This window comes from Novosphingobium silvae (assembly GCF_009856825.1).
GTDB lineage: Bacteria > Pseudomonadota > Alphaproteobacteria > Sphingomonadales > Sphingomonadaceae > Novosphingobium > Novosphingobium silvae.
Map to the genome: position 1 here is coordinate 22506 of NZ_WVTD01000014.1, position 26016 is coordinate 48521.

General features: G+C 67.2%; 17 protein-coding genes. 11 read left to right on the forward strand and 6 right to left on the reverse strand.

Translation table 11 applies throughout. From position 1 onward, the window contains the following. Positions 1 to 52: 52 nt before the first annotated feature. From GR702_RS16255 to GR702_RS16270, 4 genes are all read left to right on the forward strand, one after another. A complete protein-coding gene (locus tag GR702_RS16255) occupies positions 53 to 3235 on the forward strand; it encodes an efflux RND transporter permease subunit (RefSeq protein WP_160986839.1) in 3183 nt (1060 codons plus the stop codon). Between the two features lie 12 nt (positions 3236 to 3247). Further along, positions 3248 to 4669 carry an efflux transporter outer membrane subunit gene (locus GR702_RS16260; protein WP_160986840.1) on the forward strand — a complete coding sequence of 474 codons (1422 nt, stop codon included), beginning with the start codon at positions 3248 to 3250 and terminating at the stop codon, positions 4667 to 4669. An 87-nt stretch (positions 4670 to 4756) separates the two neighbouring features. Then, positions 4757 to 5833 carry a TauD/TfdA family dioxygenase gene (locus tag GR702_RS16265; RefSeq protein ID WP_160986841.1) on the forward strand — a complete coding sequence of 359 codons (1077 nt, stop codon included), beginning with the start codon at positions 4757 to 4759 and terminating at the stop codon, positions 5831 to 5833. Between the two features lie 76 nt (positions 5834 to 5909). Further along, the gene (locus GR702_RS16270; protein WP_160986842.1) at positions 5910 to 7091 is read left to right on the forward strand and encodes a GDSL-type esterase/lipase family protein; all 1182 of its coding nucleotides are present in this window, start codon (positions 5910 to 5912) and stop codon (positions 7089 to 7091) included. Between the two features lie 33 nt (positions 7092 to 7124). Here the strand turns inward: GR702_RS16270 and GR702_RS16275 are convergent, their stop codons facing one another. The 5 genes from GR702_RS16275 to GR702_RS16295 form a co-directional block, all read right to left on the reverse strand. After that, positions 7125 to 8756, reverse strand: coding sequence for a Na+/H+ antiporter (locus tag GR702_RS16275; RefSeq protein ID WP_160986843.1), 1632 nt, complete (start codon positions 8754 to 8756; stop codon positions 7125 to 7127). Between the two features lie 93 nt (positions 8757 to 8849). Next, positions 8850 to 10001: a glycosyltransferase gene (locus tag GR702_RS16280; RefSeq protein WP_160986844.1), complete on the reverse strand. Its 1152-nt coding sequence runs from the start codon at positions 9999 to 10001 to the stop codon at positions 8850 to 8852. Positions 10002 to 10008: 7 nt separating this feature from the next. Continuing rightward, complete coding sequence (locus tag GR702_RS16285; RefSeq protein ID WP_160986900.1) at positions 10009 to 10524, reverse strand: DUF2141 domain-containing protein; 516 nt, start codon at positions 10522 to 10524, stop codon at positions 10009 to 10011. Positions 10525 to 10538: 14 nt separating this feature from the next. Beyond that, a complete protein-coding gene (locus GR702_RS16290) occupies positions 10539 to 11465 on the reverse strand; it encodes a hypothetical protein (protein WP_337192629.1) in 927 nt (308 codons plus the stop codon). 23 nt (positions 11466 to 11488) lie between these two features. After that, positions 11489 to 12679 carry a glycosyltransferase gene (locus GR702_RS16295; RefSeq protein WP_160986845.1) on the reverse strand — a complete coding sequence of 397 codons (1191 nt, stop codon included), beginning with the start codon at positions 12677 to 12679 and terminating at the stop codon, positions 11489 to 11491. A 287-nt stretch (positions 12680 to 12966) separates the two neighbouring features. Here GR702_RS16295 and GR702_RS16300 point away from each other — a divergent pair, with 287 nt between their 5' ends. From GR702_RS16300 to GR702_RS16330, 7 genes are all read left to right on the forward strand, one after another. Next, positions 12967 to 15303, forward strand: coding sequence for a TonB-dependent receptor (locus tag GR702_RS16300; protein WP_160986846.1), 2337 nt, complete (start codon positions 12967 to 12969; stop codon positions 15301 to 15303). Positions 15304 to 15448: 145 nt separating this feature from the next. Continuing rightward, positions 15449 to 17179, forward strand: a complete 1731-nt coding sequence (locus tag GR702_RS16305) for an alkaline phosphatase D family protein (RefSeq protein ID WP_160986847.1) — start codon at positions 15449 to 15451, stop codon at positions 17177 to 17179. 140 nt (positions 17180 to 17319) lie between these two features. Further along, the gene (locus GR702_RS16310) at positions 17320 to 17844 is read left to right on the forward strand and encodes a 2Fe-2S iron-sulfur cluster-binding protein (RefSeq protein WP_160986902.1); all 525 of its coding nucleotides are present in this window, start codon (positions 17320 to 17322) and stop codon (positions 17842 to 17844) included. Further along, positions 17841 to 18830, forward strand: coding sequence for an FAD binding domain-containing protein (locus GR702_RS16315; protein WP_160986848.1), 990 nt, complete (start codon positions 17841 to 17843; stop codon positions 18828 to 18830). The genes GR702_RS16310 and GR702_RS16315 overlap by 4 nt, the downstream gene beginning before the upstream one ends. After that, complete coding sequence (locus GR702_RS16320) at positions 18827 to 21160, forward strand: xanthine dehydrogenase family protein molybdopterin-binding subunit (RefSeq protein ID WP_160986849.1); 2334 nt, start codon at positions 18827 to 18829, stop codon at positions 21158 to 21160. Before GR702_RS16315 ends, GR702_RS16320 begins: the two co-directional genes overlap by 4 nt. Positions 21161 to 21382: 222 nt before the next feature. Next, complete coding sequence (locus tag GR702_RS16325) at positions 21383 to 21826, forward strand: hypothetical protein (RefSeq protein ID WP_160986850.1); 444 nt, start codon at positions 21383 to 21385, stop codon at positions 21824 to 21826. Positions 21827 to 21832: 6 nt separating this feature from the next. Beyond that, positions 21833 to 22648 carry a ferredoxin--NADP reductase gene (locus GR702_RS16330; RefSeq protein ID WP_160986851.1) on the forward strand — a complete coding sequence of 272 codons (816 nt, stop codon included), beginning with the start codon at positions 21833 to 21835 and terminating at the stop codon, positions 22646 to 22648. 131 nt (positions 22649 to 22779) lie between these two features. On the opposite strand, the gene GR702_RS16335 is transcribed toward GR702_RS16330, so the two are convergent. After that, positions 22780 to 25947 carry a glycoside hydrolase family 2 TIM barrel-domain containing protein gene (locus tag GR702_RS16335; protein ID WP_237449756.1) on the reverse strand — a complete coding sequence of 1056 codons (3168 nt, stop codon included), beginning with the start codon at positions 25945 to 25947 and terminating at the stop codon, positions 22780 to 22782. Between the last annotated feature and the right edge of the window lie 69 nt (positions 25948 to 26016).

The following is a 26016-nucleotide window of genomic DNA, read 5'->3' on the forward strand; positions in this document are numbered from 1 at the left end:
GCGGGATCATCTTCCGCGCAGCGACCTCGTGCGCCCAGACAAGGCACATCTCATGCGCTTTTCCCGCTTCTTCATCGACCGCCCGATCTTTGCGGGCGTCATCGCGGTGATCATCACCGTGATCGGCGCGCTGGCCTTCATCGGCCTGCCGGTCAGCCAGTACCCCGACATCGTACCCCCCACCGTAACGGTGAGCGCGCAGTATCCGGGCGCCTCCGCCGAAACCGTCGCCAACACCGTGGCCGCTCCCATTGAGCAGGAGATCAACGGTGTGGACGACATGCTCTACATGGATTCGCAGTCTACCGGCGATGGCAAGGTCACGATCACCGTCACCTTCAAGATCGGCACCGACCTCGACGCCGCGCAAGTGCTGGTCCAGAACCGCGTCGCCGTCGCCACCCCGCGCCTGCCAGAGGAAGTGCAGCGCATGGGCGTGGTGACACGCAAGACCTCGCCCGACTTCCTGATGGTCGTGAACCTGCAGTCGCCCGACGGCACTTACGACCGCGACTATCTCTCGAACTACGCGCTCACCCAGGTCAAGGACCGGCTCGCACGCATCGAGGGCGTGGGCGATGTCCAGATGTTCGGTGCGCGCGACTACGGCATGCGCATCTGGATCGATCCGGGCCGGGCCGCCGCGATGGACCTTACCGCAGGCGAGATCGTGACGGCGCTGCGCAACCAGAACGTGCAGGTTTCGGCCGGCGCGATCGGCGCTCCGCCCTTCGACAAGGGGAACGCCTACCAGGTCGGTGTCGAGCTGCAGGGCCGCCTGGCCGATCCCAAGGAGTTCGCCGACATCGTCGTGCGCACCGACCCCGATGGCCATCAGGTCCGCGTGCGCGACGTCGCCCGCGTGGAACTGGGCGCGCAGGACTACAACACCAACACCTACCTTTCGGGCAAGCCCACCGTCGTCATGGCCGTGCTGCAGCGCCCCGGGTCCAACGCGCTCGAATCCGCCCAGGCGGTGCGCGCGGAGATGGACAGCCTCGCTGCCAGGTTCCCGAAGGGGCTTGAGTACTCGGTGATCTACAACCCCACCGAGTTCATCGGACAATCGATCGACGCCGTTTATCACACGCTGTTCGAGGCGGTGATCCTCGTCGTCCTCGTCATTCTGGTGTTCCTGCAGAACTGGCGCGCGGCGATCATCCCGATCATCGCCATTCCCGTCTCGCTCGTCGGTACGGCCGTGATGCTGGCTGCCGTCGGCTACTCGCTCAACAACCTCTCGCTATTCGGGCTGGTGCTCGCCATCGGCATCGTCGTCGACGACGCGATCGTCGTGGTCGAGAACGTCGAGCGTTACATCGAGGAGGGGCTTTCCCCGCTGGAGGCCTCTCGCAGGTCGATGGATGAAGTCTCCGGCGCGCTCGTCGCCATCGTGCTGGTGCTCTGCGCGGTCTTCGTGCCGACGCTGTTCATCGGCGGCATCTCGGGCGCGTTCTACCAGCAGTTCGCGGTGACCATCTCGACCGCGACCGTCATCTCGCTCGTCCTTTCGCTCACCCTCTCGCCTGCGCTTGCCGCCATCCTGCTGCGCCACCGCGAGCGCGTTGCCGACGACGCGCCCCGCTGGCGTAGCGTGATGCAGGGCGCTGCCGACCGCTTCAACAACGGTTTCGACCGCATGAGCGATGGCTATGCCCGGCTCACTGGCAAGATGGTTCGCCTGCCTGCGCGCATGATGGCAATCTACGGCGCGCTCATCGCAGCGACCGTGGGCCTGTTCTGGGCAACGCCGACCGGCTTCGTCCCGCAGCAGGACCAGGGTTACTTCCTGGCAGCCGCGTTCCTGCCCTCGGGCTCCTCGCTCGAGCGTACGGACGCGGTGACGCAGGAGATCGCCAAGCGGCTCCTGCCGATCAAGGGCATCCGCGGCGCGGTGATGTTCGCCGGTCTTCACGGCCCCTCGCGCACCGCAGCGCCCGATTCCGCCGCAATCTACTTCCCCTTCGAATCCTTCGAGAAGCGCAAGGAACTCGGCGTCACTTACGCCAGCATCATGGCCGAGGCGCAGAAAGCGGTCGCCGGCTATGACAAGGCGACGATTTACCTGCTTCCCCCGCCGACCATCAACGGCATCGTCCCGGCCGGCGGATACCGCATGATGGTGGAGGACAACGAAGGACGCAGCTACGCCGAGCTTGCCGAGGCAACGAATGGCATGCTTGCCAAGGCGAACCAGGCGAAGGGGCTGCAACAGGTCTACACGCTGTTCGACCAGAACACCCCGCGCGTCTTCGCCGACGTGGACCGCCGAAAGGCCGACCTCCTCGGCGTCCCTCCGGAACGCGTGTTCGAGGCGCTGCAGGTCTATCTCGGCTCCGCTTTCGTGAACGACTTCAACCTGCTTGGCCGCACCTACCGCGTGACTGCACAGGCCGACCAGTCGCAGCGCGGTTCCGTGCCCGACATCGCCAACCTCAAGACCCGCTCCAACTCGGGCGCGATGGTGCCGATCGGTTCAGTCGCCACTTTCGAGGACAAGACCGGCCCCTACCGCGTGGTGCGCTACAACCTGCATCCCGCCATCGAGGTCGACGGCAACGTCGCGCCCGGCTACTCGACCGGGCAGGCTCTCTCCACCATGGAGAAGGTCGCGGACGAGGCGCTGCCGGCCGGCTACAGCCACGAATGGACCGGCATCGCCTACCAGCAGGCGACGGCAGGCAATACCGCCGGGATCGTGTTCGGCATGGCGGTGCTGTTCGTCTTCTTGGTGCTCGCCGCGCAGTACGAGAGCCTGACCCTGCCCCTTGCCATCATCCTGATCGTGCCGATGTGCCTCTTCGCGGCCATGGCGGGCGTGAACCTTCGCGGTATGGACAACAACATTCTTACCCAGATCGGCCTCGTGGTGCTGATCGCGCTGGCGGCCAAGAACGCGATCCTCGTGGTCGAGTTCGCCAAGCAGGCCGAGGACGAACGCGGCATGTCCCCGGTGGAGGCTGCCGTTTACGCCGCCCGCACCCGCCTGCGGCCGATCCTGATGACCAGCTTCGCCTTCATCCTCGGCGCAGTGCCGCTGGTGATCGCAAGCGGGGCCGGCGCGGAGCTTCGGCAGGCGCTGGGCACGGCGGTGTTCTTCGGCATGACGGGCGTCACCGCGTTCGGCCTGCTGTTCACGCCGACCTTCTACGTCGTGTGCCGGAACCTGGCGGAGCGCCTGCGCCGCCGTCCGGCACCGCGGGGCCACAGCCATGCGCTGCAGCCCGCTGAGTAAGGAAATCCCTCGATGATGAAGCACTCGCTCGCGGCGCTGCTGGCCGCCACCGCTCTCTCCGGCTGCGCGGTCGGCCCCGACCATATCGCGCCCACCCCGCCGCCTTCGGCAGAGGCGCCGTTCGTCGGCTTGCAGGGCGCGGAGGTGACTTCGGCCAGCCCTGAAGGTTCATGGTGGCGTCTTTACGACGATACCATGCTGGACGGCCTTGTCGCCGATGCCCTGACGGCCAACACCGACCTCAGGGTAGCGCTGGCGCGGATCGAACGGGCCCGCGCTTCGCTGCGCGGTTCGCGCTCACAGGCCCTGCCGCAGACCAATATCAACGCCTCGGCCACCTACGGCCAGGTCTCGGAGGCGCAGACGCTCCCGGGCTTCGACCGCGAAGGCCGCCGGGTGGATGGGGAACTGGCGGTGGGCTACGAACTCGACCTGTTCGGGCGCGTCCGCCGGGGCGTCGAGGCGTCGCGTGCCGATCTCGATGCCGCGCGGCAGGACGCTGACGCCGTCCGCGTCACGATCGTGGCCGATACGGTCCGCGCCTATGTCGACGCCATCAGCGCCGGTGAGCAGATCGACGTTGCGGAGCGGACGCTCGACCTTCTCTCCCGATCGGAGCGGATCATCACCGCTCGTTTCGAGCGCGGGCTCAACCAGCGGCTCGACGTGATCCGCGTCGCCCAGCTTCGCGAGGCGCAGGCCGCGACGATCCCGACCCTGGCTGCGCGGCGCGATGCGGCCCTGTTCCGCCTTGCCGTGCTGACCGGCCGCACACCCCGGGATATCCCCGATGGTGTGATCGCAAGGACCTCCACGCCGACCGTACTTCGACCCATTCCCGTGGGAGACGGTCGGACGCTTCTGGCGCGCCGCCCCGACGTGAAGGCCGCGGAGCGTCGGCTCGCAGCCGACACCGCGCGCATCGGCGTGGCCACGGCGGATCTCTACCCCCGGATCACGCTTGGCGGCTCCATCGGCACCACGGCCGTAGGCGCGACGGAGGTGTTCGGCGGCGGTCCGCTGCGCTGGCTGCTGGGGCCGATGATCTCGTGGGCCTTTCCAAACCAGGAAGCGATCCGCGCCCGCATCGGCGGAGCACGGGCGGATGCCAAGGCGGATCTCGCCACCTTCGACGGCACTGTCCTTCGCGCCCTTGCCGAAACGGAAACGGCGCTCTCCGCCTACCGCAACGCTCTTCTTCGCCGGGAACGCCTCGCCGCCTCGCGCGATGCGGCGCAGCGGGCCGAGAGAGTGAGCGTGGCGCGCCAGAGCCGGGGCGAGATCGATTCGCTCGACGTTCTGGATGCCCAGCGCACTCTCGCGCAGGCAGAAGCCTATGCCGCCGCGGCCACGCGCGAAGTCGCCTTTGCGCAGGTGGACCTGTTCCGGGCTCTGGGCGGCACGTGGCAGGAAGCACCTTCCGGGGCAAGTTGAGCCGGGATCGCACATTCGCGTGCGTCCAGCATCAAGACGCGATGGGAAGAAGGCGACTAGGGTACTTCCTGCAACAGGAGGTCCCGCATGAGTGTCGCCGCAATCCCCTCTCCCGTCCTCACCGTCGCAGCGTGGCGCGGCGACAAGCTGATGGAGGGGCAGGACTGGATCTACCAGCTGGATGCGCAGCAGCTCGCGGAACTGGAGGCTCTGGGCCGGCGCTTCCTTGACGAGGACCCGGACCTTCGCTTCGTGCAGGCAGAGGATTACCCGCTCCAGGTCTGCGCGGAGGCGGTGAAGGCCTGGCGCAGGGACGTCGATTTTGGCCGTGGTTTCGTGCTGGTGCGCGGGCTGCGGTCGGATCACTACTCTGACGCGCTCTCCTGTGCCATCTACTATGTGCTCGGCCTGCACATGGGCGATCCCATCCGCCAGAACGAGATGGGCGACCTGCTCGACCACGTCTATGCCACCAGCGACAAGACGATGGACGATCCCACTGCCAAGTCCTCGAAGGTGCGCGACAAGCTGGTCTACCATTCGGACAGTTCGGACATCGTCGCGCTGATGTGCCTGCGCGGGGCGAAGGAGGGTGGGCTTTCGTGCCTCGTCTCGGGCGCGGAGATATATAACGAGATCCTGCGCCGCCGCCCCGATCTTGCCCACCTGCTGCTCGAGCCCTTTCACTGGGACTGGCGCCGACAGGATGCCGAGGCCCCGGCGGACACCTATACCTCGCCCGTGGTGAGCGTGGAGGACAGCGTCTTCTCGATGTACGCAGGCTCGCTCTACATCGTGACCGCGCAGGAATATCCGGGCGTTCCCAAGCTGACGCCGGACCAGCTGGAGGTGCTGCGGCTCTTCGACGAGATCACCTACGAACCGGGGATGGCGATCGCCATGGACTTCCGCCCCGGCGACATACAGTGGCTCTCGAACTACGCCGCCCTTCACTCGCGCACGGAGTTCAAGGACTTCCCCGAGCCCCAGCGCAAGCGTCACCTCCTGCGACTTTGGCTGTCCAGCAAGACCAACCGGCCCGTGGTGGAGGGCTTCGGCAAGAACGGCGTCGTCCAGCATCGCGCCGCCCACCGCGACGGAGTGGAGCACCCGGATGCGCGCTTCAGCATCCGCCAGATGTCGGTACCGCGCCTGATCTCCTGACGGATCGGGCGCGCGGTCTGCCCCGCCGGAGCGGAAAGGCTGGACAACGCGCGGAGTAGTCCGACAAAAGGGTGCGATGCGTCACCTCTCCCGTCTTGCCGCGCTCTGCGGCGTGCTCTTCGCCCATCCCGTTCTCGCTGCACCGACTTGGGCCGGGGCCTGGGGCTATGCCCCTGCCGACAGCAGTGCCCAAGATCCGGAACAGCCCGCCGGCACCTACCGCTATCGCGTCCGGCTGACGCAGGCTGGAGATGCGATGCAGCTGTCCTTCAGCAATGCCGAGGGCGATCGTCCGCTGGCGATAGCGGCAGCAAGCATCGCAAGTCCCTCCGGCCCGCTCGGGACGGACATCGGCGGCAACCCTGTGCATCCGATCCGCTTCTCCGGCCATCTCGGCGCGGCGATGCCCCGGGGCCACACGCTGGTCAGCGATCCCGTCACGGCGCCGTTCCACGCCGGGCAGGACGTGATCGTGAGCGTCACGTTCTCCACGCCCGCGCGGCCCGGGCGCACCAATCTCGGCCTCGAAATGGCCTTTGCGCCCGCATCGACCGGCAAGCCGGTGTTCACGCCCATCCAGGCGCGCTCCTATCTGTCGCTGGTTTCGGTACGCGCGGCGCAGGCGCCCTGCACCGTCGTGGCGTTCGGCGATTCGATTACGGACGGCTTCCTCGCCCTTTCGCCGCAGACACGCGGGTGGCCGGGCCGTCTGGCGGAGCGACTGGCCGCGCTGCCTCCCGCCCGCCGCTGCGGCGTGGTCAACATGGGCATCAGCGGCAACCGGGTGCTTCGCGAAGGCCGCGCAATCTCGGCGCTGGACCGCTTCTGGCGCGATGTTGCAAGCGTGCCGAACGTCACTCACGTCATCTTCCTGGAAGGCATCAACGACATCGGCGCGGGCGGCGATCGCGGAGCCGACGCGGTGACGCCCGAGCAGCTCGTCCATGGCTATCGCCAGTTCGTCGCGCGCGCGCATGCCCTCGGGATCAAGGTCATCGGCGGCACCCTAACCCCTGCCCTACACGCCGGTTACATGTCGCCGGCCAAGGAGCAGACGCGCCTTGCGGTCAACAACAGCATCCGCAACGGCCGGATCTTCGACGGCGTCGTCGACTTCGATGCGGCGGTGCGGAACCCCGCCGCGCCTTCGGACCTGCGGGCCGAGTACGATCCCGGCGACCATCTGCACCCCAACGATGCAGGCCTTCGCGCGATGGGGAATGCGGTGGACCTCAACCTCCTCGCACCGCCGAAATAGGAGCGCTTCGAGCGGGAAGCGCTCCCGACCCGGTCAGCCCAGATAGCGCGCTTCGGAAAGGTCAAGCTCGCGCGTCAGCCTGCGCGCCGTCTCGCTGCTGATCTCGCGCCCGCGTAGGAGGCGGGCCAGGGCGGCACGCTCGGCGCGCACGCCCACGAGACGGAATTCGCGCAGCAGCTTGTCCGCAGCGCGCGAAAGCGCGGTCTCCGAACCGCTGAGGCCTTCCACCCGCTCGCGATAGAGGTTCATGATCTGGCCTCCGGCCTCGGCATAGATGTCGGCATCGACCCGGTCAGCGGCCAGGGCATGCTGGTGCCGTTCGATCGCCTGGATGGCCGCTTCGGCAGTGGCGATGCGCACGCGCGCCTCCTCTGCGTGGCGTGGCGGCTCGGGCGGCATCGTCAGGCCTTTCAGCAGGACCGGAAGGCCGATGCTGGCAAGGACCAGCGAGACGACGATGACGCCTGCCGCAAGGAAGATCGCAAGGTCGCGCGCGGGGAAAGGGGTGCCGTCGTTCAGCACCAGCGGAAGCGTGAGAACACCGGCCAGAGTGATGGCGCCGCGCACGCCGGCGACCGATGTCGCCGCGATCAGGCGCCAGTCCGGGCTGCGTCCGCCGATGCCAGGCGTCGCGCGGCGCAGGATCGTCAGCTTCAGCGATGCCCACACCCATGCGAAACGCAGGCCCGCAAGCCCTGCCACGATGGCGATGACGTAGACGCCCAGCCACCATGGCGAGGCGTGGCCCGTCAGCGCCACGGTCTGCTTCGCGCCGGTGAGGATGCCGGGAAGCTGCTCGCCCAGCAGCACGAAGATTATGCCGTTCAGCGTGAACTGCACCGTGTCCCACACCGAGTTGCGGCGCATGCGGGTGATCGCCAGGGCCTGGCGCGAGATCTCGGCGTAAGTCATCGTCACCCCGGCGCTTACCGCCGCAAGGATGCCGGAGGCGTGGACGTGCTCCGCCAGAAGATAGGAGCCGAAGGGGATCAGCAGGCTGACGAGGATCTGCGAGCCCGTGTCCTCTCCCCAACGCTTCGTTACCCAGGCCTTGGCACGCGTGACGACGAGAGTGACGACGACCCCGATCACCAGCCCGGCGCCTGCCACCCACGCGAAGTTCACGGCAGCCGCCCCGGCCGAGAAGGTCCCCGTCAGTGCGGCGGCGACGGCAAAGCGCAGGCAGACCAGCCCCGAAGCGTCGTTGAGCAGAGATTCGCCTTCGAGGATGTGCATCAGCCGCTTGGGGATCGGCACGCGCGCGGCGATGGCGGATACCGCGATGGGGTCGGTGGGGGAGACCACGGCGGCAAGCGCGAAGGCGACCGCCAGCGGCATGGCAGGTATCATCCAGTGGATGAGGAAGCCCATGCCCACCACGGTCGTCAGCACTAGGCCGAGGGCGAGTTCGACGACGGTGGAGGCATCCTTGAGGAGGTCGTCCTTGGGGATACGCCAGCCATCGAGGAACAGCAATGGCGGCAGGAAGAGGAAGAGGAACAGCTCGGGATTGAGCTCGACCCGGTGCGAGGTTGAAAGTCCGATGACGCAGCCCAGCACGATCTGGACAAGGGGCGTCGGTATCGAGAACGGAAGCATCCTGGCAACGGCTCCGCTGACGACGACGGCCAGCAGGAGGAAAAGCACGATCGAGACTGTCTCCAAAACTTCACTCCATGTTGTGAAGCGGGACCTTAGGGGACGCACGGCGACGACGGCAACCCCAAAGGCCCGCCCGTCCGGCCGCTTTCACGGAGTTCAGGCCGCTCGCAACCTGTCGTCGCGCGCACTTTCGTAGAGCGCGAAGAGTTCGGCGAAGTGCTCTGTGCTCGTTCGCGCATGGCGTGGCTGGTGCGGCGGGCCGGCGAGCACCGCAAGGATCGCATTCGCGGCGGACGCGGGATCGCGCGCCGCGTAGGTGACGCCTGCCCCGCCCGAGGCGTGATCGGCCGCGCCGCCCTCGTCAGGGACGATCACGGGAATGCCGCTCGCCCTTGCCTCGGCGGCGGCCATGCAGAAGGTCTCGGCCTCGCTGCCGTGGACGAGCGCGTCGGCGCTGGCGAGAACCCGCGCGAAGGTGTCGCCGTTGCGCTCCGGTGTGAAGAGGCGGACGTGGGGGTTGCCCGCGATGTGCTTGACCACGTTGCGGCGCTCGCGCCCCTCGCCGAAGATGACGAGGCCGATCGGGCGCTCCTGCGAAGCGGCGTTGACCGCATCGATGATCAGCGGCCAGCGCTTCTCCGCGGCCAGACGGCCGACGCCGAGCAGCAGGCTGGCGCTTTCGGGCAGGTCGCAGTCGGCGAGCAGCTGCGCGCGAAGCGCCGCGTCCCGGTTCTCGGGAGAGAAGCGTCCGGGCTGCACGCCCATCGGGATGGAGATGGTGCGCGGCACACCGCCTTCGGCCAGGCGTCGTGCAAGGTCGGGGTTCGCACAGACCACATGGTCGAACCTGTCGGCATGGCGGCGCAGGTGATCCCAGTAGACCGAGAACTGCCAGTCGATCGTGCGCTGCGAGAAGACTTTCCCGAACCAGCGATAGGCATAGGCGGAAAGCGGATCGGCGTGCATGATGAGGCTGCGCGGCGCGCTGCCCTGCCAGTCGGCAACAAGCCCGGCGCTGCGCCAGGGAGAGGTCGCCTCCACGAAGTCGGGCTCCAGCGCGTCGAGCGTATCGTGGAGCTGGGTCGCCGAGGAGAAGTACCAGTACTTGCGGTCGAGCGGGAAACGCGGGTTCTTCAGGAAGACGATCCGTGCGCCTGCGCCGCGTTCGACCACCGCATCCTCGTCGCCCGGCGCCACGATGACGACCTCGTGCCCCAGCGCCTGGCTGATGCGCAGTTTCTGCTCGACGTAAGTGCGCACGCCGCCGCCGTAGGGCGTGTAGAAGGCGCAGACATCGACGATCCTCATGAAGCCCTCACTTCGTTTCCAGCGGGGCCACGCCGAGCCCCTTCCGATAGTTCATCACGATCGAGAGCGACGTGGGGCCGTTGCCCGCCGTCGCGCTCGCCTTCGCGGAGCGTGGCTTGTTCCAGCCCAGCTTCGGATTTCCCGCAAAGCCGATGCCGTCCACCTTCCATCCGAACTTGCGGTTGCCGTCACGGTCGTGGAGCAGGCTTACCCCGTAAGAGCCTGGGCCAGGCACCCGGACGCAAAGTCGCACCGGACCGCTGGCAGGCACCGGCACCTCGACACGGCGGAAGGTCTTGCCCTCGCTCACGAGCACGTTGTCGTCGGCCAGGAAGTCCTTGTCGTTGGCGGGATAGACCTCCAGCTTGAGATTGCCGGTGCGGTCCTTGAGGCCCTTGACCTCCACCATGAAGGATGGCCCGCTCTCGCCCGGCCGGCAGCGGCCTTCCGCCTTGCCAAGGTCCGGAGTGGAAGGCAGCGAAGGCGCTGCCGCGACAGGCAGCAGGGCGGCGAGGGAAAGCATGGGGACGAGGCTGATCACGAGCGTCGCTCCAGGTTGTTGACGATGTCGTGAAGGGCGATGAGGGCGCCGAGCACGAGGTGCGTTGCCAGGATAAGCCCCGCCATCAGCGCCATGAGCGCGCCGATATCGCGTTCCTCGCCCAGCACGACAACGGTGATGCCGGCGAAAAGCAGGTCCTTGTTGGGGATCAGCGGCAGGCGCGATACCAGCAGCCGCAGGGTGGCGAGATAGAACCACCAGTTCAGCGCCACTCCCGGCAGGACGAGATGCCAGAGCACCGCCGAGAGCACCGTCGAGATCACGATGCGCGCAAGGTGCGTGCGTCCGATCATCCAGAGCTGCTCGCGCGGAAGCGTGAACACGCGGCGGCGAAAGGCCATCGCGCCGATCGAGATCGCAAGGATCACTCCGAGCGAGAGTAGCAGCACCGGCGCTTCGATCCCCAGCGCGCGTGTCCCCATCACCGGCAGCACGATGGCAAGCAGCAGCACCGTGACCGCGTTGCCGGTCATCGCCGAGAGGATCGCAGTGTCCTTGACCGCTCCGAACGGCGCTGCGACAAGCGCCACGCGTCGGCGTGCCCAGGTGTAGAAGTAGGCGTCCCCGAGATAGCCGAGCAGCAGCTCGTTGTAGAGCTTCTTGCGGATCAGCGCGAAGAAGCCCGCTGCGGGCACGCCCCAGAGATTGCGGAAGATCAGCCACTCGCTGAACGGGGTGATCAGGTAGGACGCTGCGAAGACGATCCAGAACCCGGGCGATGCGGGGATCATCGCGGGAAGCCTGCGCAGCTCGACGCTGCTCGTCTCGTGGACGACCGCCGCGATCACCGCCAGCGAGAGCAGGAGCGAGAAGATCGCGTTGCGCCCCCGGTGGGAGCGGTCCTGCGGCTTCAGCTGGATGGCCGGAAGCTCTAGGGTGCCGAGTGCCGCGGATGGTGGCAAGGACGTCTCCATGGTTGTCAAGGTCACTGGAAGCGGCGCATCGAGCCACGGTGCGCGAGCGCGCCCAGGGCTAGGTCCTGCCGGCGGTCCCGGTCGCGGCGGCGAAGGACTTCCGACATGAGATCGATGTAGCGGTCCGCGGCGCTTTCCACTTCGTAGATGGCGGCGGTGGCGCGGGCGCGCGCGGGATCGGGGCACAGGGTGCGAAGGGCGCGAAGCCCTGCGGCGAAGGCGTTCACGCAGCCCGGTTCGACCACGATGCCGGTGCGCTCGTTCTCGACCAGCGAGGTCATGCTGACGCAGCAGTCCGTGGCGAGGACCGGCAGCCCTGCCGCCAGCGCCTCCACCACCACGCCGGGAAGCCCTTCGTACTGCGAACTCAGCACCAGGGCATCCGCCTCCGCCAGGTGCGGATCGATGCTGGCGACGTGCCCGCGGAAATCGACCTGCCCGGCGATGCCCAGCTCCCAGGCCAGCGTTTCGAGCCGGGGGCGCTCGGGTCCATCGCCTGCGATGGTCAGGCGATCCTCCGCCCGGGCCGCCGCCGCGAAGGCGCGCAGCAGCATCGCGAAGTCCTTTTGCGGCACCAGTCGGCCGGCCGCCAGATAGCGCATGCCCCATGCGGAAGGCGGACGACGCTCAATTGTCAGAAGCCGGGAGAGCCGCTCGCGGGTGAGCACGGGATTGGCGATAACGCTGACCTGCCGGGGCTCCGCGAGCATGAGATCGCGAGCCTCCCGGCGCATCGGCTCCGACAGAGCGACGATGGAGTCGAACAGGTGTCCCTGCACGCGCAGCCAGGTGCCGTATCCCAGACGCAGCGGCGGCGACATGTCCTGCCGATGGAGCGCGTTGCTGACCTTTAGAACCATCGCGGGCGTGTGCTGGCCAAGCAGGACTTTCATCGCCGCCGCCACGATCGCATAAGTGTTCCCGGGGAAGAACACGACATCTGGGCGCTGCTCGACCAGGAAGCTGTACAGGCAGTGGACCATCCACGGCGTCTGCCAGCGCCGCGTCGAGAGCTGCGTCGGGATGCTCCAGTAGGCGAGACGTGGTGCACTGCACAAATCCGTCCCGCCGCGCCGGCCGAGAACCACCGTCACGTCGTGCCCGGCCGCGCTCCAGCAAGTGGCGAGGCCAAGCGCCACGCGCTCGACGCCGCCCGGCTCGAGGCTGTGAATGGGTATGGCAATCCTCAAGGGTTTCTGCATTCCCGCCCGCCATTCCCGGTCGCAAAATGCCCGGTTCACGGGGTGGCGCTCTATTGTGCGATAATTTCGGGTTTGTGACGGCAGTGCTGGCGGTCGTCCGCCGGACATGAAACTGCCTTGTAAACGCAATGGATCAGTGGCTTGCGAAGGCGGGTCTGGTCCCCGTCGTGAATGGATGGTTCGATCGTCGCAAAAGTTACAGCGAAGTGCCCAAAAACTGTCTGCAAGGCGTCAGAAAAACCATCCAGATGCTGCATCGCACAAGAAACAACAGGGAGTTTCGCGCCATGCGCACCAATTCGATCCGCAGCTTCTGCATCCTTGGCGCAAGCCTTGCCGCCATCGTCGCGGCGACGCCCGCGATCGCCGAGGAGGCCGCCGAGGCCGCGGACTACGCCAGCGACGCCGACGCCGGAGCCATCGTGGTTACTGGCCAGCGCACGACCTACAACAACGCCGCGCTCGACGAGACGCTGCTGGACGACAAGTCGCCTATCGCCTCGGCGATCGATCTCATCGGTACTCTTCCCGGCGTGCAGGTGAACGAGGGCGACGCCTTCGGCTTCGACGACTGGTCGACCACCTACTCGATCCGTGGCTACCAGACCAACCTCGACACCCAGCAGGTCGGCCTCACCATCGATGGTCTGCCCAACGGCGGCTCGGGGTACGGCGGCGGCTCGAAGGCGAACCGCTTCGTCGACACCATGAACATCGCCACGGTCGAGGTGTCGCAGGGCACCGCCGACATCGCCTCGCGCTCGAACGAGGCGCTGGGCGGCACGATCAATTTCGTGACCTCCGACCCCATGGACGAGCTCAACGTGCGCGCGCAGGGTTCGGTCGGTGACTACGAGGCCCGTCGCTACTATGGCCGCGTCGACACCGGCCTTGTCGGCGGCGTGTTCAAGGCGTGGTTTTCCTACGCGCACCAGGAGGCGACCGACTGGATCGAGGGTTCGGCCGACAACCGGCGTGATACCTTCTCCGGCAAGTTCGTCGTCGATACTCCGGTGAAGATCACCGGCTACGTCAACTACGACGATGCGTTCGAAAGCAACTACGACCAGATCTATTCCGAAGCGCAGTACGAGGCCAACCCGAACACCGACGGTCTCGTGGGCGTGTGGACCGGCGTGCCGGTGGCGGACCAGCAGTATCGCAAGGTGTGGAACACCAAGCGCAAGAACTTCTTCGCCTACCTCAAGGGCGAGACATCCATTGCCGACACCATCGACCTCAGCGCCTCTGTCTACTACCACGACATGGCGGGTCGGGGCGACTGGGCGCCGCCCTACATCGTCGACGTGATCCAGGACGGCACCGGGCCGCAGAGCGAGGTTTCCGGCGGTTCGGTCAAGGGCACGCCGGCATGGTGGGCAACACTGCCCGCAGGCACCGGCACGCCGACCTACTTCGCCACCAACGCGGCCGGACAGGCCGTTGCGCCCGGCACGCCGGGTTCGCTCTATCAGCAGTCCTACCGCCACACGCACTACCGCAAGGATCGCCTGGGCGGTACGCTGGACGCTGCCTGGAACGCACAGTTCGGCATGGCCGAGAACACGCTGCGCGGCGGCCTTTGGTACGAGGACACCAACCGCCGCGAGTGGCGCGACTGGCACAAGGTCACCGACACGCGCGTTGGCCCCGCGTATGACGCCGCGCCCTACTGGACGCAGTACGACCGCAAGTACCCGCAGGACACCTTCAAGTGGTACGTCGAGGAGCAGCTGAAGATCGGCCCGGTCAGCGCCAACATCGGCGCCAAGCAATTCATCAACAACATCGACCGCGAGGACCTGTTCGGCGAGACGGACAATCTCAAGACCGAATCCAAGTCCAAGGTCCTGTGGTCGGGCGGCGTGCAGGTCGAACCGCTCGCGGGCCTCAACCTGTTCGGCGGCTACTCCGAGAACTTCAAGGCGCTTTCCGATACCCTGCTTGAATACAGCGCCGATGCCCTGGCCGACATCGAGCCGGAAACCGCGGAGAACTGGGAAGCGGGCGTTCGCTATACCAACCCGATCTTCAATGCCTCGGCCACCTGGTTCAAGAGCAAGTTCTCCAACCAGGTCATCTTCGTGCCGAGCAACACTTCGGCCGGGCCGGACTACCTTTCCGAGGGCGACGGCCGCTTCTTCAACGCCGGCGGCATCGACTCCGAAGGCTTCGAGATCCTCGCCAACGTGCGTCCGGTGGACGGCCTCAGCCTCTACGGCGCCTACACCTATATCGACGCGACATACCGCGGCACCGGCAATGTCGAGCTGGACGAGGAACAGGGCGTTACGGCGGGCAACCGCGTGGCCGGCATTCCCAAGCACATGTGGGTGCTTTCGGGCACGTACAACTATGGACCGGTTACTCTGGGCGTCACCGGCAAGTACACCGGCAACCGCTTCGTCAATGCCGACAATAACTGGGTGTCGCAGAACTTCTTCCTCACCGACCTTTCGCTCGCAGTGAAGGGAGAGGCGCTGACGGACACGTTGAAAGCACTCGAGTTCGCGCTCAACGTCACCAACCTGACGGACGAGCAGTACCTCGGCGGCATCTCGGGTAACTACGCCTTCCTCGGCACGCCGCGCACCATGGTGTTCAGCGTGACGGCGGACTTCTGACCGGAAGGGGGACAGCTCCGGCGCGGGGTTGCCCCCCTTCCCTCATCTCCTCGCCGCGAAAGCCCTGCCGGCGAGGAGCAGCTTTGGACAAGAGACCGGCGGCCTGCGGGATCGTGCCGGCTTCAGAGAACCACAGGACGCTTCCATGACCGGCACTTCCCCCAAGACCCAGGTTTCCCGCCGCGCGCTGCTCGCCGGGATGGCCGGAGCGGGCGCGATGCTGGCCGTGCCTGCGGCCATGCTGGCGGCGAAGGCCGTCAATCCGGTATTCCGCCACGGCGTCGCCAGCGGCGATCCCGACGCCTCCAGCGTGGTCCTGTGGACGCGCGTCGAGGCGAGCGGGCCCGCCACCGTCCGCTGGGAACTCGCCGCTTCGCCCGCATTCGACAAGGTCCTGAAGTCCGGAACCGTCACCACCGACGCCGCCCGCGACCATACGGTGAAAGTCCTTGCGGCCGGCCTCCCGGCGGGGGACACGTTCTTCTATCGCTTCGTGCTGGACAAGGCGGTTTCGCCGGTCGGGCGCGCGCGCACGCTTCCGCAGGGGCGGCTCGACACACTGGGGATCGCGCTGGCCTCGTGCTCCAACTATGCCTTCGGCTTCTTCAACGCCTACGACGCCATCGCCAGGGATCCCGCCGTCGACTTTGTCCTGCACACAGGCGACTACATCTACGAGTATGGCGGCAAGGATGGATGGGGCGAGGCCGTGGCCCGCACGATCGGGCGCGAGCATTCGCCCACGCACGAGATCGTCAGCCTCTCGGACTATCGCACCCGCCATGCGCAGTACAAGATCGATGCGGGGTCGATGGCCATGCACGCCCGGCACACCCTGCTTGCCTGCTGGGACGATCACGAAAGCGCGAACAACCCCTGGACCGGCGGCGCGCAGAACCACCAGCCCGCCACCGAAGGGGACTGGGCGGCCCGCCGCGCGGCTTCGATCCAGGCCTACTTCGAGTGGATGCCCGTGCGCGAGCCGGAGTGGCTGGCGGTAAAGGGCCGCAGCCGAGTGCAGTTCTGGCGCGCGTACAGCTTCGGCGACCTTGCCCTAATCCATACGCTGGAGACCCGCCACACCGCCCGCGCCCGGCAGATCGAATATCTCGACCACGCGGCGGCTATCGTCGACGATGGTTCCGCCGCCCGCTTCAGGAAGGATGTCCTTGGCGCGCCGGACCGGCCGATGATCTCGCCCGAACTCGAAGCTGACCTGGAGGCGGCGCTCGCCCGGTCGGTGAAGGCGGGCCAGCCCTGGCGGGTGATCGGCAGCCCCATGGTGATCGGCCGCCTGGACGTGCCGGATCTCGTCAAAGCGGGCGTCCTTGCAGACCCCTTCCCCCGGCTCGCCGCTGCCAAGTCGAAGGAGGAGCTGGCACGGCTTGCTGCGGATCCGCACGTCTCGCTGGCGTGGCGGGGGCGCTGGGGCCTTCCCGACTATACGGACGCCTGGGGCGGCTACCCCTGGGCGCGCGAGCAGTTCTATGCGCTTTCGCGGCGCGCGGGCGCGGGCGACCTCGTCTTCCTCTCGGGCGACAGCCACAGCTTCTGGACGAACGACCTTTCCGACGCGGCCGGGCGGCCTGCCGGGATCGAGTTCGGCACGGCCGGCATCTCCTCCCCGGGCGACTTCATCGATAGCGGCTTCGGCGCGGACATGGCGGTAAGACTGGACAAGGCCTACGCCGATCACATGCCCGAGGTCGTCTGGACGGACAACATGCACCAGGGCTACGTGCGCATCCGGTTCGGTCGCGAGCGCGGCACGGCAAGCTTCGTTGCGGTGAGCACCGTGCTCTCGCGCGACTATACCACAAGCGTCATCCGCGAGGACCATTTCGAACGAGCCGGACCGCAGGTGCGCTTCGCCTGATGACGCTCGTTGCGGACCCGCACGGTTTTTGATCGCGCGGGAGGATGCTGCATGGCACAAAACCTGCGGCGGCGAGTTGCGGTGTCATGCGGGTGCAACCGCGCCGGACGCCCGCCGAATGCGAGGCCTGACCCATGACCATGACCATGACCGTGAACGGCTCGCCCGTGTCGCTTCCCCACGACGCGCGCGTATCCCTCCTCGACCTAGTGCGCGAGCACCTGCACCTTCCGGGCACCAAGAAGGGGTGCAACCAGGGGGCCTGCGGCGCATGCACCGTGCTCGTCGATGGGGAGAGGATCCTGTCGTGCCTTGCCCTGGCGGTGCAGTTCGAGGGCCGGTCCGTCACCACCATCGAAGGCGTGGGCACGCCAGGCGCCCTTCACCCGCTGCAAGCGGCCTTCATCGAGCATGACGGCTTCCAGTGCGGATACTGCACGCCGGGGCAGATCTGCTCTGCCATCGGCATGGCGCAGGAAATCCGGCGCGGCGTGCCCAGCCATGTGACCGCCGATCTCGCCGCGCCTGACATCGCTCCGACCCGCGACGAACTGCGTGAGCGGATGAGCGGAAACCTGTGCCGCTGCGGCACGCACAACGGCATCATCGACGCCATCGCGGAAATCGTCTCGGCCGATGTCCTCCTTCCGGAGCCGGCACAGTGAGGCCCTTTCGCTACTCCCGCGCCGTCGATGTGGCCGATGCGGTTCGCTTGGCCGGAAGTCCCGGCGCGCGCTACCTTGGCGGGGGCACCAACCTCGTCGATCTGATGCGCGAGACGATCGAGCAGCCCGATGCGCTTGTCGACGTCACCGCAATGCCGGGCGAGATCGAGGAGACACCCGAAGGCGGGCTCCTGATCGGCGCGGCGGTTCGCAACACTGCGCTTGCGGAACACCCGGCGGTCCGCACGCGCTATCCGGTCCTCTCCCGCGCGATCGTGGCGGGGGCGAGCGCGCAAATCCGCAACATGGCGACCTTGGGCGGCAACCTTCTCCAGCGCACCCGCTGCGCCTATTTCTACGACAATCACGGATCGCGGTGCAACAAGCGGCAGCCGGGACAGGGCTGCGACGCGCTGGAAGGCTTCCATCGCAACCATGCGATCTTGGGAGCCTCGGCCGCGTGCATCGCGGTGCATCCCTCCGACATGGCGGTAGCGCTCGCCGCGCTGGACGCGGTGGTCCATCTGCAAGGCAGGAATGGCAGCGTGCGCAGCTTGCCCGTCACCGACCTGCACCGCCTTCCCGGCGAGCGGCCGGACGTGGACACGCTCCTCGAGCCGGGGGAGCTTATCACCGCGATCGAACTGCCGCCGCTTCCCGCTACCTTGCGCTCCACTTACCGCAAGGTTCGCGACCGGTCGAGCTACGCCTTCGCGCTCGTGTCGGTGGCCGCAGTGCTGGATATCGCCGATGGCGAGATCCGCGACGTTCGGATCGCGCTCGGCGGCGTTGCCCACAAGCCGTGGCGGGCCACGAGGGCAGAGAGCGTGCTGCGTGGCGGATCCGGCACCGCCGCCGCCTTCGCCGCCGCAGCCGACGCGGAACTGGCCGAGGCGCGGCCCCTGCCCGGTAACGCTTTCAAGATCGAACTGGCCCGGCGCACCATCGTCGCCGTACTTCGGGAACTGGCGGGAGACAGCGCATGAGCATCGCCAAGGACGCCAAGGACCTCGCCAAGGGAATGCTCCAGGGCCTGATGGGCAAGGCCGTGGCGATGGCGCCCGACAGCTGGATACCGGGCGGCGAGCCCGATCCCCTGATCCGCGTCAGGCACGGCCACGTGGGCAAGCCGGTGTCGCGCATCGACGGTCCGCTCAAGGTCGCAGGCGCGGCGCCCTTCGCCGCCGAGTTCCCGATGGAAGGCATGGTCTACGCCGCGCTGGTCTACAGCACGATCGCGAAGGGCCGCATCCTAGCCATCAATGTCGCGCAGGCTGAGGCAGCGCCCGGCGTGCGCGCCGTCATGACCTACCGCAACGCCCCGCGCATCGCCCGGCCGCCGGTGTTCATGTCCGACCAGAAGGCGGCGGGAGGAGACGACCTGCCGGTCATGCAGGAGGACTTCGTTCGCTGGAATGGCGAGCCGGTGGCAGTCGTGCTTGCCGACACGCAGGAGCAGGCCGATCATGCGACCACGCTGGTCGCCGTCTCCTATGAACTTGAAACGCCCATGACCGATTTCGCGTCGGCGAAGGACGCGGGAACCCGCACGGCGGTGTTCATGGGGCAGGCGCTGCACCAAGAGATCGGCGACGCCGAAAAGGCGCTGGCCGCCGCTGCGTTCCGCGTGGATTCCCACTACTCCACGCCGCGCCACAGCCATAACGCTATCGAGCTCCATGCCGTCACGGCTGCGTGGATCGGCGGGGTCCTTCGCCTTCACGACGCTTCCCAGCTTGTGGCCCACACGGCCTGGTCGCTTGGCCAGATGTTCGGCATTCCGGAGGACAAGGTGGTCGTCACCTCTCCTTTCGTGGGCGGCGGGTTTGGCGGCAAGTGCCTGTGGCAGCACCAGGTCCTTGCCTCCATGGCGGCGAAGCTGGTCGGCCGCCCGGTTCGCATGGTGCTCTCGCGCGAGGGCGTCTACCGCATCGTCGGCGGGCGCGCGCTCACCGAGCAGCGCGTGGCGCTGGCGGCGGATGCCGAGGGCAAGCTCAAGGCCGTGGTCCATACCGGCACCACAGCGAAGACCGCCAGCAACATGATGGCCGAGCCGTTCATCGTCGCCACCCGCAGCATGTACGAGTCGGAGACCTTCAAGCTGGATGTGCAGGTGGTGGAGCTCGACATGCTTGCGAACACCTTCATGCGCGCGCCGGGCGAGGCGGTGGGCACTTTCGCGCTGGAGTGCGCGATGGACGAGCTGGCCGAGGCGCTCGACATCGATCCGGTGGAACTGCGCATCCGCAACGAACCCGAAATGGACCCGACCTCGGGGCTTCCGTTCTCCTCGCGCAACGTGGTCGAAGCCTGGCGCACTGGCGCGGAGCGGTTCGGGTGGAGCCGGCGCAGCGCTGTTCCCGGCACCGTGCGGGATGGCGAGTGGCTGGTCGGCATGGGCTGCGCGACGGGGACCTATCCCTATTACCGCATGCCCGGCGGCGCGGCGCGCATCACCCTCAACGCAGAGGGCCGCGCCAGCATCGACATCGCCGCGCACGAGATGGGAATGGGAACGGCAACCGCGCAGACGCAGGTCGCCGCCGAGCGGCTTGGCCTGCCGATGGGCGCTGTCTCGTTCCATTATGGCGACTCCACCCTGCCCGGCGTCGTCCTTGCCGGCGGTTCGCAGCAGACCGCCTCCATCGGCGCTTCGGTCATCGCCGCGCACAGGGCGCTGGTAAAGGAACTGCTCGCGATGGCCGGCAACGATTCCCCGCTCGCCGGGCTGAAGCCGGACGAAGTCGCCAGTCGCGACGGAGGGCTGTGCAGGATCGACGACCCGGCCCGGCATGAAACCTATGTCTCGATCCTGAGCCGGGCGGGCAAGGGGTCCATCAGCGCCGAGGGAGAAGCGCCGATGCCGCTGGAGACCCAGCACTGGTCGATGCACAGCCACGCGGCCATGTTCTGCGAGGCGCGGGTCAACAGCGTGACGGGCGAGGTGCGCATCGCCCGCTTCCTCGGCTCGTTCGACTGCGGGCGCATCCTCAACCCCAAGACGGCAGCAAGCCAGCTGCGTGGGGGGATCATCATGGGGCTCGGACTGGCCCTCATGGAGGAGACGCAGTTCGACGAGCGAAACGGCCGCATCGTGAACGCCAGTCTTTCGGAGTATCATGTCCCCGTTCACATGGACGTGCCGGACATCGACCTGATCTGGACCGACATCGCCGATCCGCATACCCCCATGGGCGCGCGCGGCATCGGCGAGATCGGCATCACCGGCACCGCCGCCGCGGTTGCGAACGCTGTCTACAACGCCACCGGCAAGCGTATTCGCGACCTGCCCATCACGCTGGACAAGCTCCTTTAGCGCCGGAAAGGCGCTGGTCCGGCAAGCCGCACACCGTCCGCGCGCCGGCACCCACGCCGGTACGCTCTCGAGCGATGAAGCGCGATGTGCCCGCCTTGGGTTGACGGGGATGCACGGTCCGTGCAGAACACACTAATGCGAATGTCTCGCAATAGTCCGCAGCCGGCTCGGCCCGATGGCAGCGGCGGAACATGTGACCCGCATGAGTGAAGGAGCGCGCCCTTGTACGACTTCATCGACCGCCCGGTAACCGCGCTCGACAATGCCGGGCGCTTTCTGCTCTGGGCCATGCGGGGCTGGGTTCATTCCGCCGCGAAGGGCAACTGCCCGGCCCATGCGCTGGGCCGGGCCTTCACGGGGTTCAATGCACGCGAGGTTCTTCCCGACTTCCACATGGCCATGGCCCTGATCAGCCGCAGGGCGGGCGAGCGCATCATGCTTGCACCGCTGGCCTGCCCGCGCATCAGCGAACATGAGGCCATGCTGCTTGCACTTTGGCGTGACACCGGTATAGGGCGCGGCGAGAACGTACGTGCGACTCTGGCGCACATCGTGCCGGTCGATACCGTAGCGGCGGTCTCACAGGCAATGTCCCGCGCCAGTGCCGCGATGACCATTGCCGGCTTCGGGATCGCCCTGATCGCCCCGCATAGTATCGAGGACTAGAGTTTGATGACCGACGTCAAGGCCGAGGCGGCCGTACTTGAGCCCACCTCCGCCCTTTCCGTTGAAACCGTGCTGTCCGTCCGTCACTGGAACGAGCATCTCTTCAGCTTCAAGATCACGCGCCCGGCCTCGTTCCGCTTCCGCTCGGGCGAGTTCATCATGATCGGCCTGATGGGCGAGAACGGCAAGCCGCTCCTGCGCGCCTATTCGATCGCCAGCCCGGCCTGGGCCGAGGAAATCGAGTTCCTTTCGATTAAGGTGCCGGATGGCCCGCTCACCTCGAAGCTGCAGCTGATCCAGCCCGGCGACCAGATTTACCTTGGCCGCAAGCCCACCGGCACGCTCGTCACCGATGCGCTTTCGCCGGGCAAGCGCCTGTTCCTGTTCGGCTCGGGCACCGGCCTTGCGCCGTTCCTCTCGCTCATCCGCGATCCGGACGTCTACGAGTGCTTCGAGCAGGTGGTGGTCGTCCACTCGGTCCGCCGCGTCGACGACCTCGCCTTCCGCGAGGAGCTGGAAAGCCAGCTTGCGGGCGATCCGCTGGTGGAGGACCAGGCGCTGGTGCAGCTGCACTACGTGCCCACCGTCACGCGCGAGGAGTTCCACACCACCGGCCGCATCAACACCCTGATCGACAGCGGCCGCCTGTTCCAAGGCATCCCGGGCGAGGCGCGCCTCGATCCCGCGACAGATCGTGTCATGCTCTGCGGCTCGATGGCCATGAACAAGGACATCGCCGCAATGCTCGAGGGAATGGGCTTCGTCGAAGGCTCCAACAACAAGCCGGCCGACTTCGTGATCGAGCGCGCTTTCGTCGGCTGACCGGCTTGGAGTCATGAACGCGAAAACGGCCCGCCCGCGGGGTGGGCCGTTTTTCGTGGAAGGCTGCAGTGCTCACGCCGACGACGCGTGCGCCGGACAGGCCGAATGCCCGCTGGCGAGTGTGGGCGCGCTCACTTGCCGGAGGGAGCTCCCAGCGTGAAGGACCAGGTGACCGGCTCCAGCGAAATGCGATAGGGCATGTGCGCGCGGCCATCGAGGTTCCAGCCCGTGTCGCCCCCCACGCCTGCCTGAGCCATGTCTACCAGCAGGGTGCCGTTCCCATGCGGCCGGATGTCGGAGCTATGGGCCTTGCCCGGCGGCTTCAGCGCAAGGTCGGCGTACGGGAAAGCCAGCGCGTTCACGGAAAGCGGCTGTGCGCCGGTTACTCGCAGCCCGCTCCCGGCAAGGCCGGTCCGGCGCGAGCCGGTCAGTTCGAGCCAGCGCACGTCGGTCTTGTTCCCGCTTTCCTGGGGCCGCGCGTAATCGTGGAACTGCTCGGCGACCGCACCGCTCCAGCGCGCGATCATGCCGCCGCTCCTGCGATCCGAATACGTCTCCTGCGGGCCGCGGCCGTACCATGCAACGCGGTCGAGGCCGGGCATCGTCTCGAATGCAAGACCCAGGCGAAGCGGGTCGGGCAGCGTGTCGCGCAAGGGGACGAAGCGCAGGGTCACGCCAACGGTACCATCGGCGGCCATGCTCCAGCGCGTCTCCGTCTTGACCGAGCCCACGCCCATGTCGTGCCTCACGACGATGGCGTTGCCCTCGCGCACGACCGCTTCCACGCGGCGGTTTTCGGAGAAGTGCTGCCACATCGCATGGGTCTTGGGCACGCCCGCTCCAACGTCGTTGTCGGTGGGAGCGCGCCAGAAGTTGGGTGCGCCGCCCGTCAGCAGAAGTTTGTCATCACGCATGTAGCGCCTGACGAGCCCGGTTCCGCGCTCGATCTCCAGCAAGGCCCCGCCACTGGACAGGGACAGCGTGCCCTCGCCTTCCTGCGGCGTGACCGCGCCCTGCGGCACGGCAAGCGCCGCGCCCGGGGCAAGCACGAACTGCTCCCATCCCACCACGTGCCCGGCGGGCTGTGTGGGCACCGTTCCCGCCCGGGCCCGCGCGCGAAGGACGAGGATGCGCTCTGCCCGCGTGGTCCGGCCCGCAGGAACGGGCACGGAAAGCGGCGCACTGGCCCCGGCCGGAACGGCGGGAGCGGCCAGGCTGCCGTGCGCCACGTCCACGCCGTCCTCCAGCACCGCCCAGTCGAGCGTGAATCCCGAGAGGTCGAGATGATCGTGGCGATTGATGACGCTGTAGCCGCTATCGGCCTTCACGAAAGTGACTGGCGACTGGACGTGCGCCAGCTCGTAGTATTCGGGATCGGGTGTCCGGTCGGACTGGATCACGCCGTCGCCCACGGGGCTTTCGTCGCCATGGACGCCCGGCGCCTTCGGATCGGGATCGAAGTCGATCCCCTGCCCCCAGTATTCGCGGCCTTCCTTGTCCTTCAGCAGCATGGTCTGGTCCACCCAGTCCCACACGAAGCCGCCCTGCAGCTTGGGATGACTGCGCATGACGTCCCAGTATCCCGCTATGTCGCCGAGGCTGTTGCCCATGGCATGCGCGTATTCGCACAGGATGAGCGGCTGCGTGAAGCCTGCATCCTTCGCGTAATCGATCATCTTGGGCGCGTCGTCATACATCGGGGCGAAGATGTCGACGTAGCTGTTCACCGGGTGGCGCCAGTTGCTCATCGACCAGCCAAGGAAGCTGACGAGCCGGGTGGGATCGCTTTGCTTCACCCATTTCGCCGCCGCCTCGAAGCTGTCGCCGATGCCGGTCTCGTTGCCAAGCGACCAGAAGATGATCGAGGGATGGTTGCGATCACGCTGCACCATGCGCGACACGCGGTCGAGGTGCCCGGCACGCCAGCGGGGATCGTTGCCCAGCAGGATGGAGGGATCGTTGTCCGCCACTTGCGACTTGTAGAGATAGCCGTGGCTCTCAATATTCGCCTCGTCCATCACGTAGAGGCCGTATTCGTCGGCCAGTTCGTACCAGCGCGGATCGTTGGGATAGTGGCTGGTGCGAACGGCGTTGACGTTGGCCGCCTTCATCAGCTCGATGTCGCGGTGCATGGTCTCTTCCGAAACGATGCGGAAAGTGTGCGGATCATGCTCGTGCCGATTGACGCCGCGGATCATGATGCGCTTGCCGTTGACGCGCACTTCGCCGCCCGTGATCTCCACGGTGCGGAAGCCGATGCGGCGGCTCGTCGCTTCCACCAGCTTGCCGTTCCAGTCCAGCAGTTCGACCACAAGCGTGTAGAGGTTCGGCGCCTCCGCCGTCCATGTGCGGACGGAAGGGATCTCGGCGGCCAGCGATAGCGTGCCCTGCCCGCTCTCGGCCCCGGTCTCCTCCCGCGTCAGCACCTCGCGCCTGCCGTCGAGCAGGGTGGCGCGCACGCGCATCGCTGCGGGCTTCCCGCCAAGGTCGACCTTCACCGCCAGCGTGCCGTCGCGGTAGTCGTTCTTCAGCCCGGCATCGATCACGAGGTCGCGGATGTGCGTTTGCGGCGCGGCATAGAGCGTCACGCTGCGCTCGATCCCGTTGACGCGCCAGAAATCCTGGTCCTCAAGGTAGGAGCCGTCCGCGAAGCGGTAGAGCTCGATGGCGACGATGTTCCTGCCCGGGCGCGCATAGGCGGTGACGTCGAACTCGGCGGGGAGCTTGGAATCCTCCGAGTAGCCCACGCGTTGGCCGTTCACCCAGATGTAGTAGGCCGCTCCCGCAGCGCCGACGGTCAACAGCAGGCGACGCCCCGCAAAGTGCGGAGGCACGGTGAACTCGCGGCGGTAGGAACCGACCTCGTTCAGCGAGTGGTCGATCCGCGGCTGATCCGCCGGGAAGGGATAGCCGCTGCCGACGAACACCGCCCGCCCGTGTCCTTCGGCCTGCAGGATGCCTGGAACCTTCATGGTTCCCCAACCGCTGACATCGTAGTCCGGCTTGAAGAAGTCGGCAGGCCTTGCCTCGGGAGACTGGGAAAGCCTGAACTTCCAGTCGCCATCCAGCGAAAGGTGATAGCGCGACTTCGCCACATCGCGCGAAAGAGCCATGCTGCGGCTCTCGAAGCCGTCGAAGGTGGTGTGCATGGGTTCGGCGCCCTGCCGCACCACCTCGGGCTGCTCCCACTCGGCGGCGGGAGCTTGCGCTCCGTCTGGGGCCCCGGCTTGTGCCAGCGCCGGGATGGCGACGAGGGAGACGGCAAGCGCCGCCATGCTGGCCTGTATGGTGATGCGCATCGTCTTCCCCCTTTATCATCCTCGCCCTGCCGTCAGGCCCCTTGTGGTGGGGCTGCGGCGAAAAGCGGT

What these genes read in the sequence shown, in the direction of transcription:
- GR702_RS16255 (WP_160986839.1), top strand. Translation starts at nt 53, where the DNA reads ATGCGCTTTTCCCGCTTCTTCATCGACCGCCCGATCTTTGCGGGCGTC.
- GR702_RS16260 (WP_160986840.1), top strand. Translation starts at nt 3,248, where the DNA reads ATGATGAAGCACTCGCTCGCGGCGCTGCTGGCCGCCACCGCTCTCTCC.
- GR702_RS16265 (WP_160986841.1), top strand. Translation starts at nt 4,757, where the DNA reads ATGAGTGTCGCCGCAATCCCCTCTCCCGTCCTCACCGTCGCAGCGTGG.
- GR702_RS16270 (WP_160986842.1), top strand. Translation starts at nt 5,910, where the DNA reads ATGCGTCACCTCTCCCGTCTTGCCGCGCTCTGCGGCGTGCTCTTCGCC.
- GR702_RS16280 (WP_160986844.1), bottom strand. Translation starts at nt 10,001, where the DNA reads ATGAGGATCGTCGATGTCTGCGCCTTCTACACGCCCTACGGCGGCGGC.
- GR702_RS16285 (WP_160986900.1), bottom strand. Translation starts at nt 10,524, where the DNA reads ATGCTTTCCCTCGCCGCCCTGCTGCCTGTCGCGGCAGCGCCTTCGCTG.
- GR702_RS16295 (WP_160986845.1), bottom strand. Translation starts at nt 12,679, where the DNA reads ATGCAGAAACCCTTGAGGATTGCCATACCCATTCACAGCCTCGAGCCG.
- GR702_RS16300 (WP_160986846.1), top strand. Translation starts at nt 12,967, where the DNA reads ATGCGCACCAATTCGATCCGCAGCTTCTGCATCCTTGGCGCAAGCCTT.
- GR702_RS16305 (WP_160986847.1), top strand. Translation starts at nt 15,449, where the DNA reads ATGACCGGCACTTCCCCCAAGACCCAGGTTTCCCGCCGCGCGCTGCTC.
- GR702_RS16310 (WP_160986902.1), top strand. Translation starts at nt 17,320, where the DNA reads ATGACCATGACCGTGAACGGCTCGCCCGTGTCGCTTCCCCACGACGCG.
- GR702_RS16320 (WP_160986849.1), top strand. Translation starts at nt 18,827, where the DNA reads ATGAGCATCGCCAAGGACGCCAAGGACCTCGCCAAGGGAATGCTCCAG.
- GR702_RS16330 (WP_160986851.1), top strand. Translation starts at nt 21,833, where the DNA reads ATGACCGACGTCAAGGCCGAGGCGGCCGTACTTGAGCCCACCTCCGCC.
- GR702_RS16335 (WP_237449756.1), bottom strand. Translation starts at nt 25,947, where the DNA reads ATGCGCATCACCATACAGGCCAGCATGGCGGCGCTTGCCGTCTCCCTC.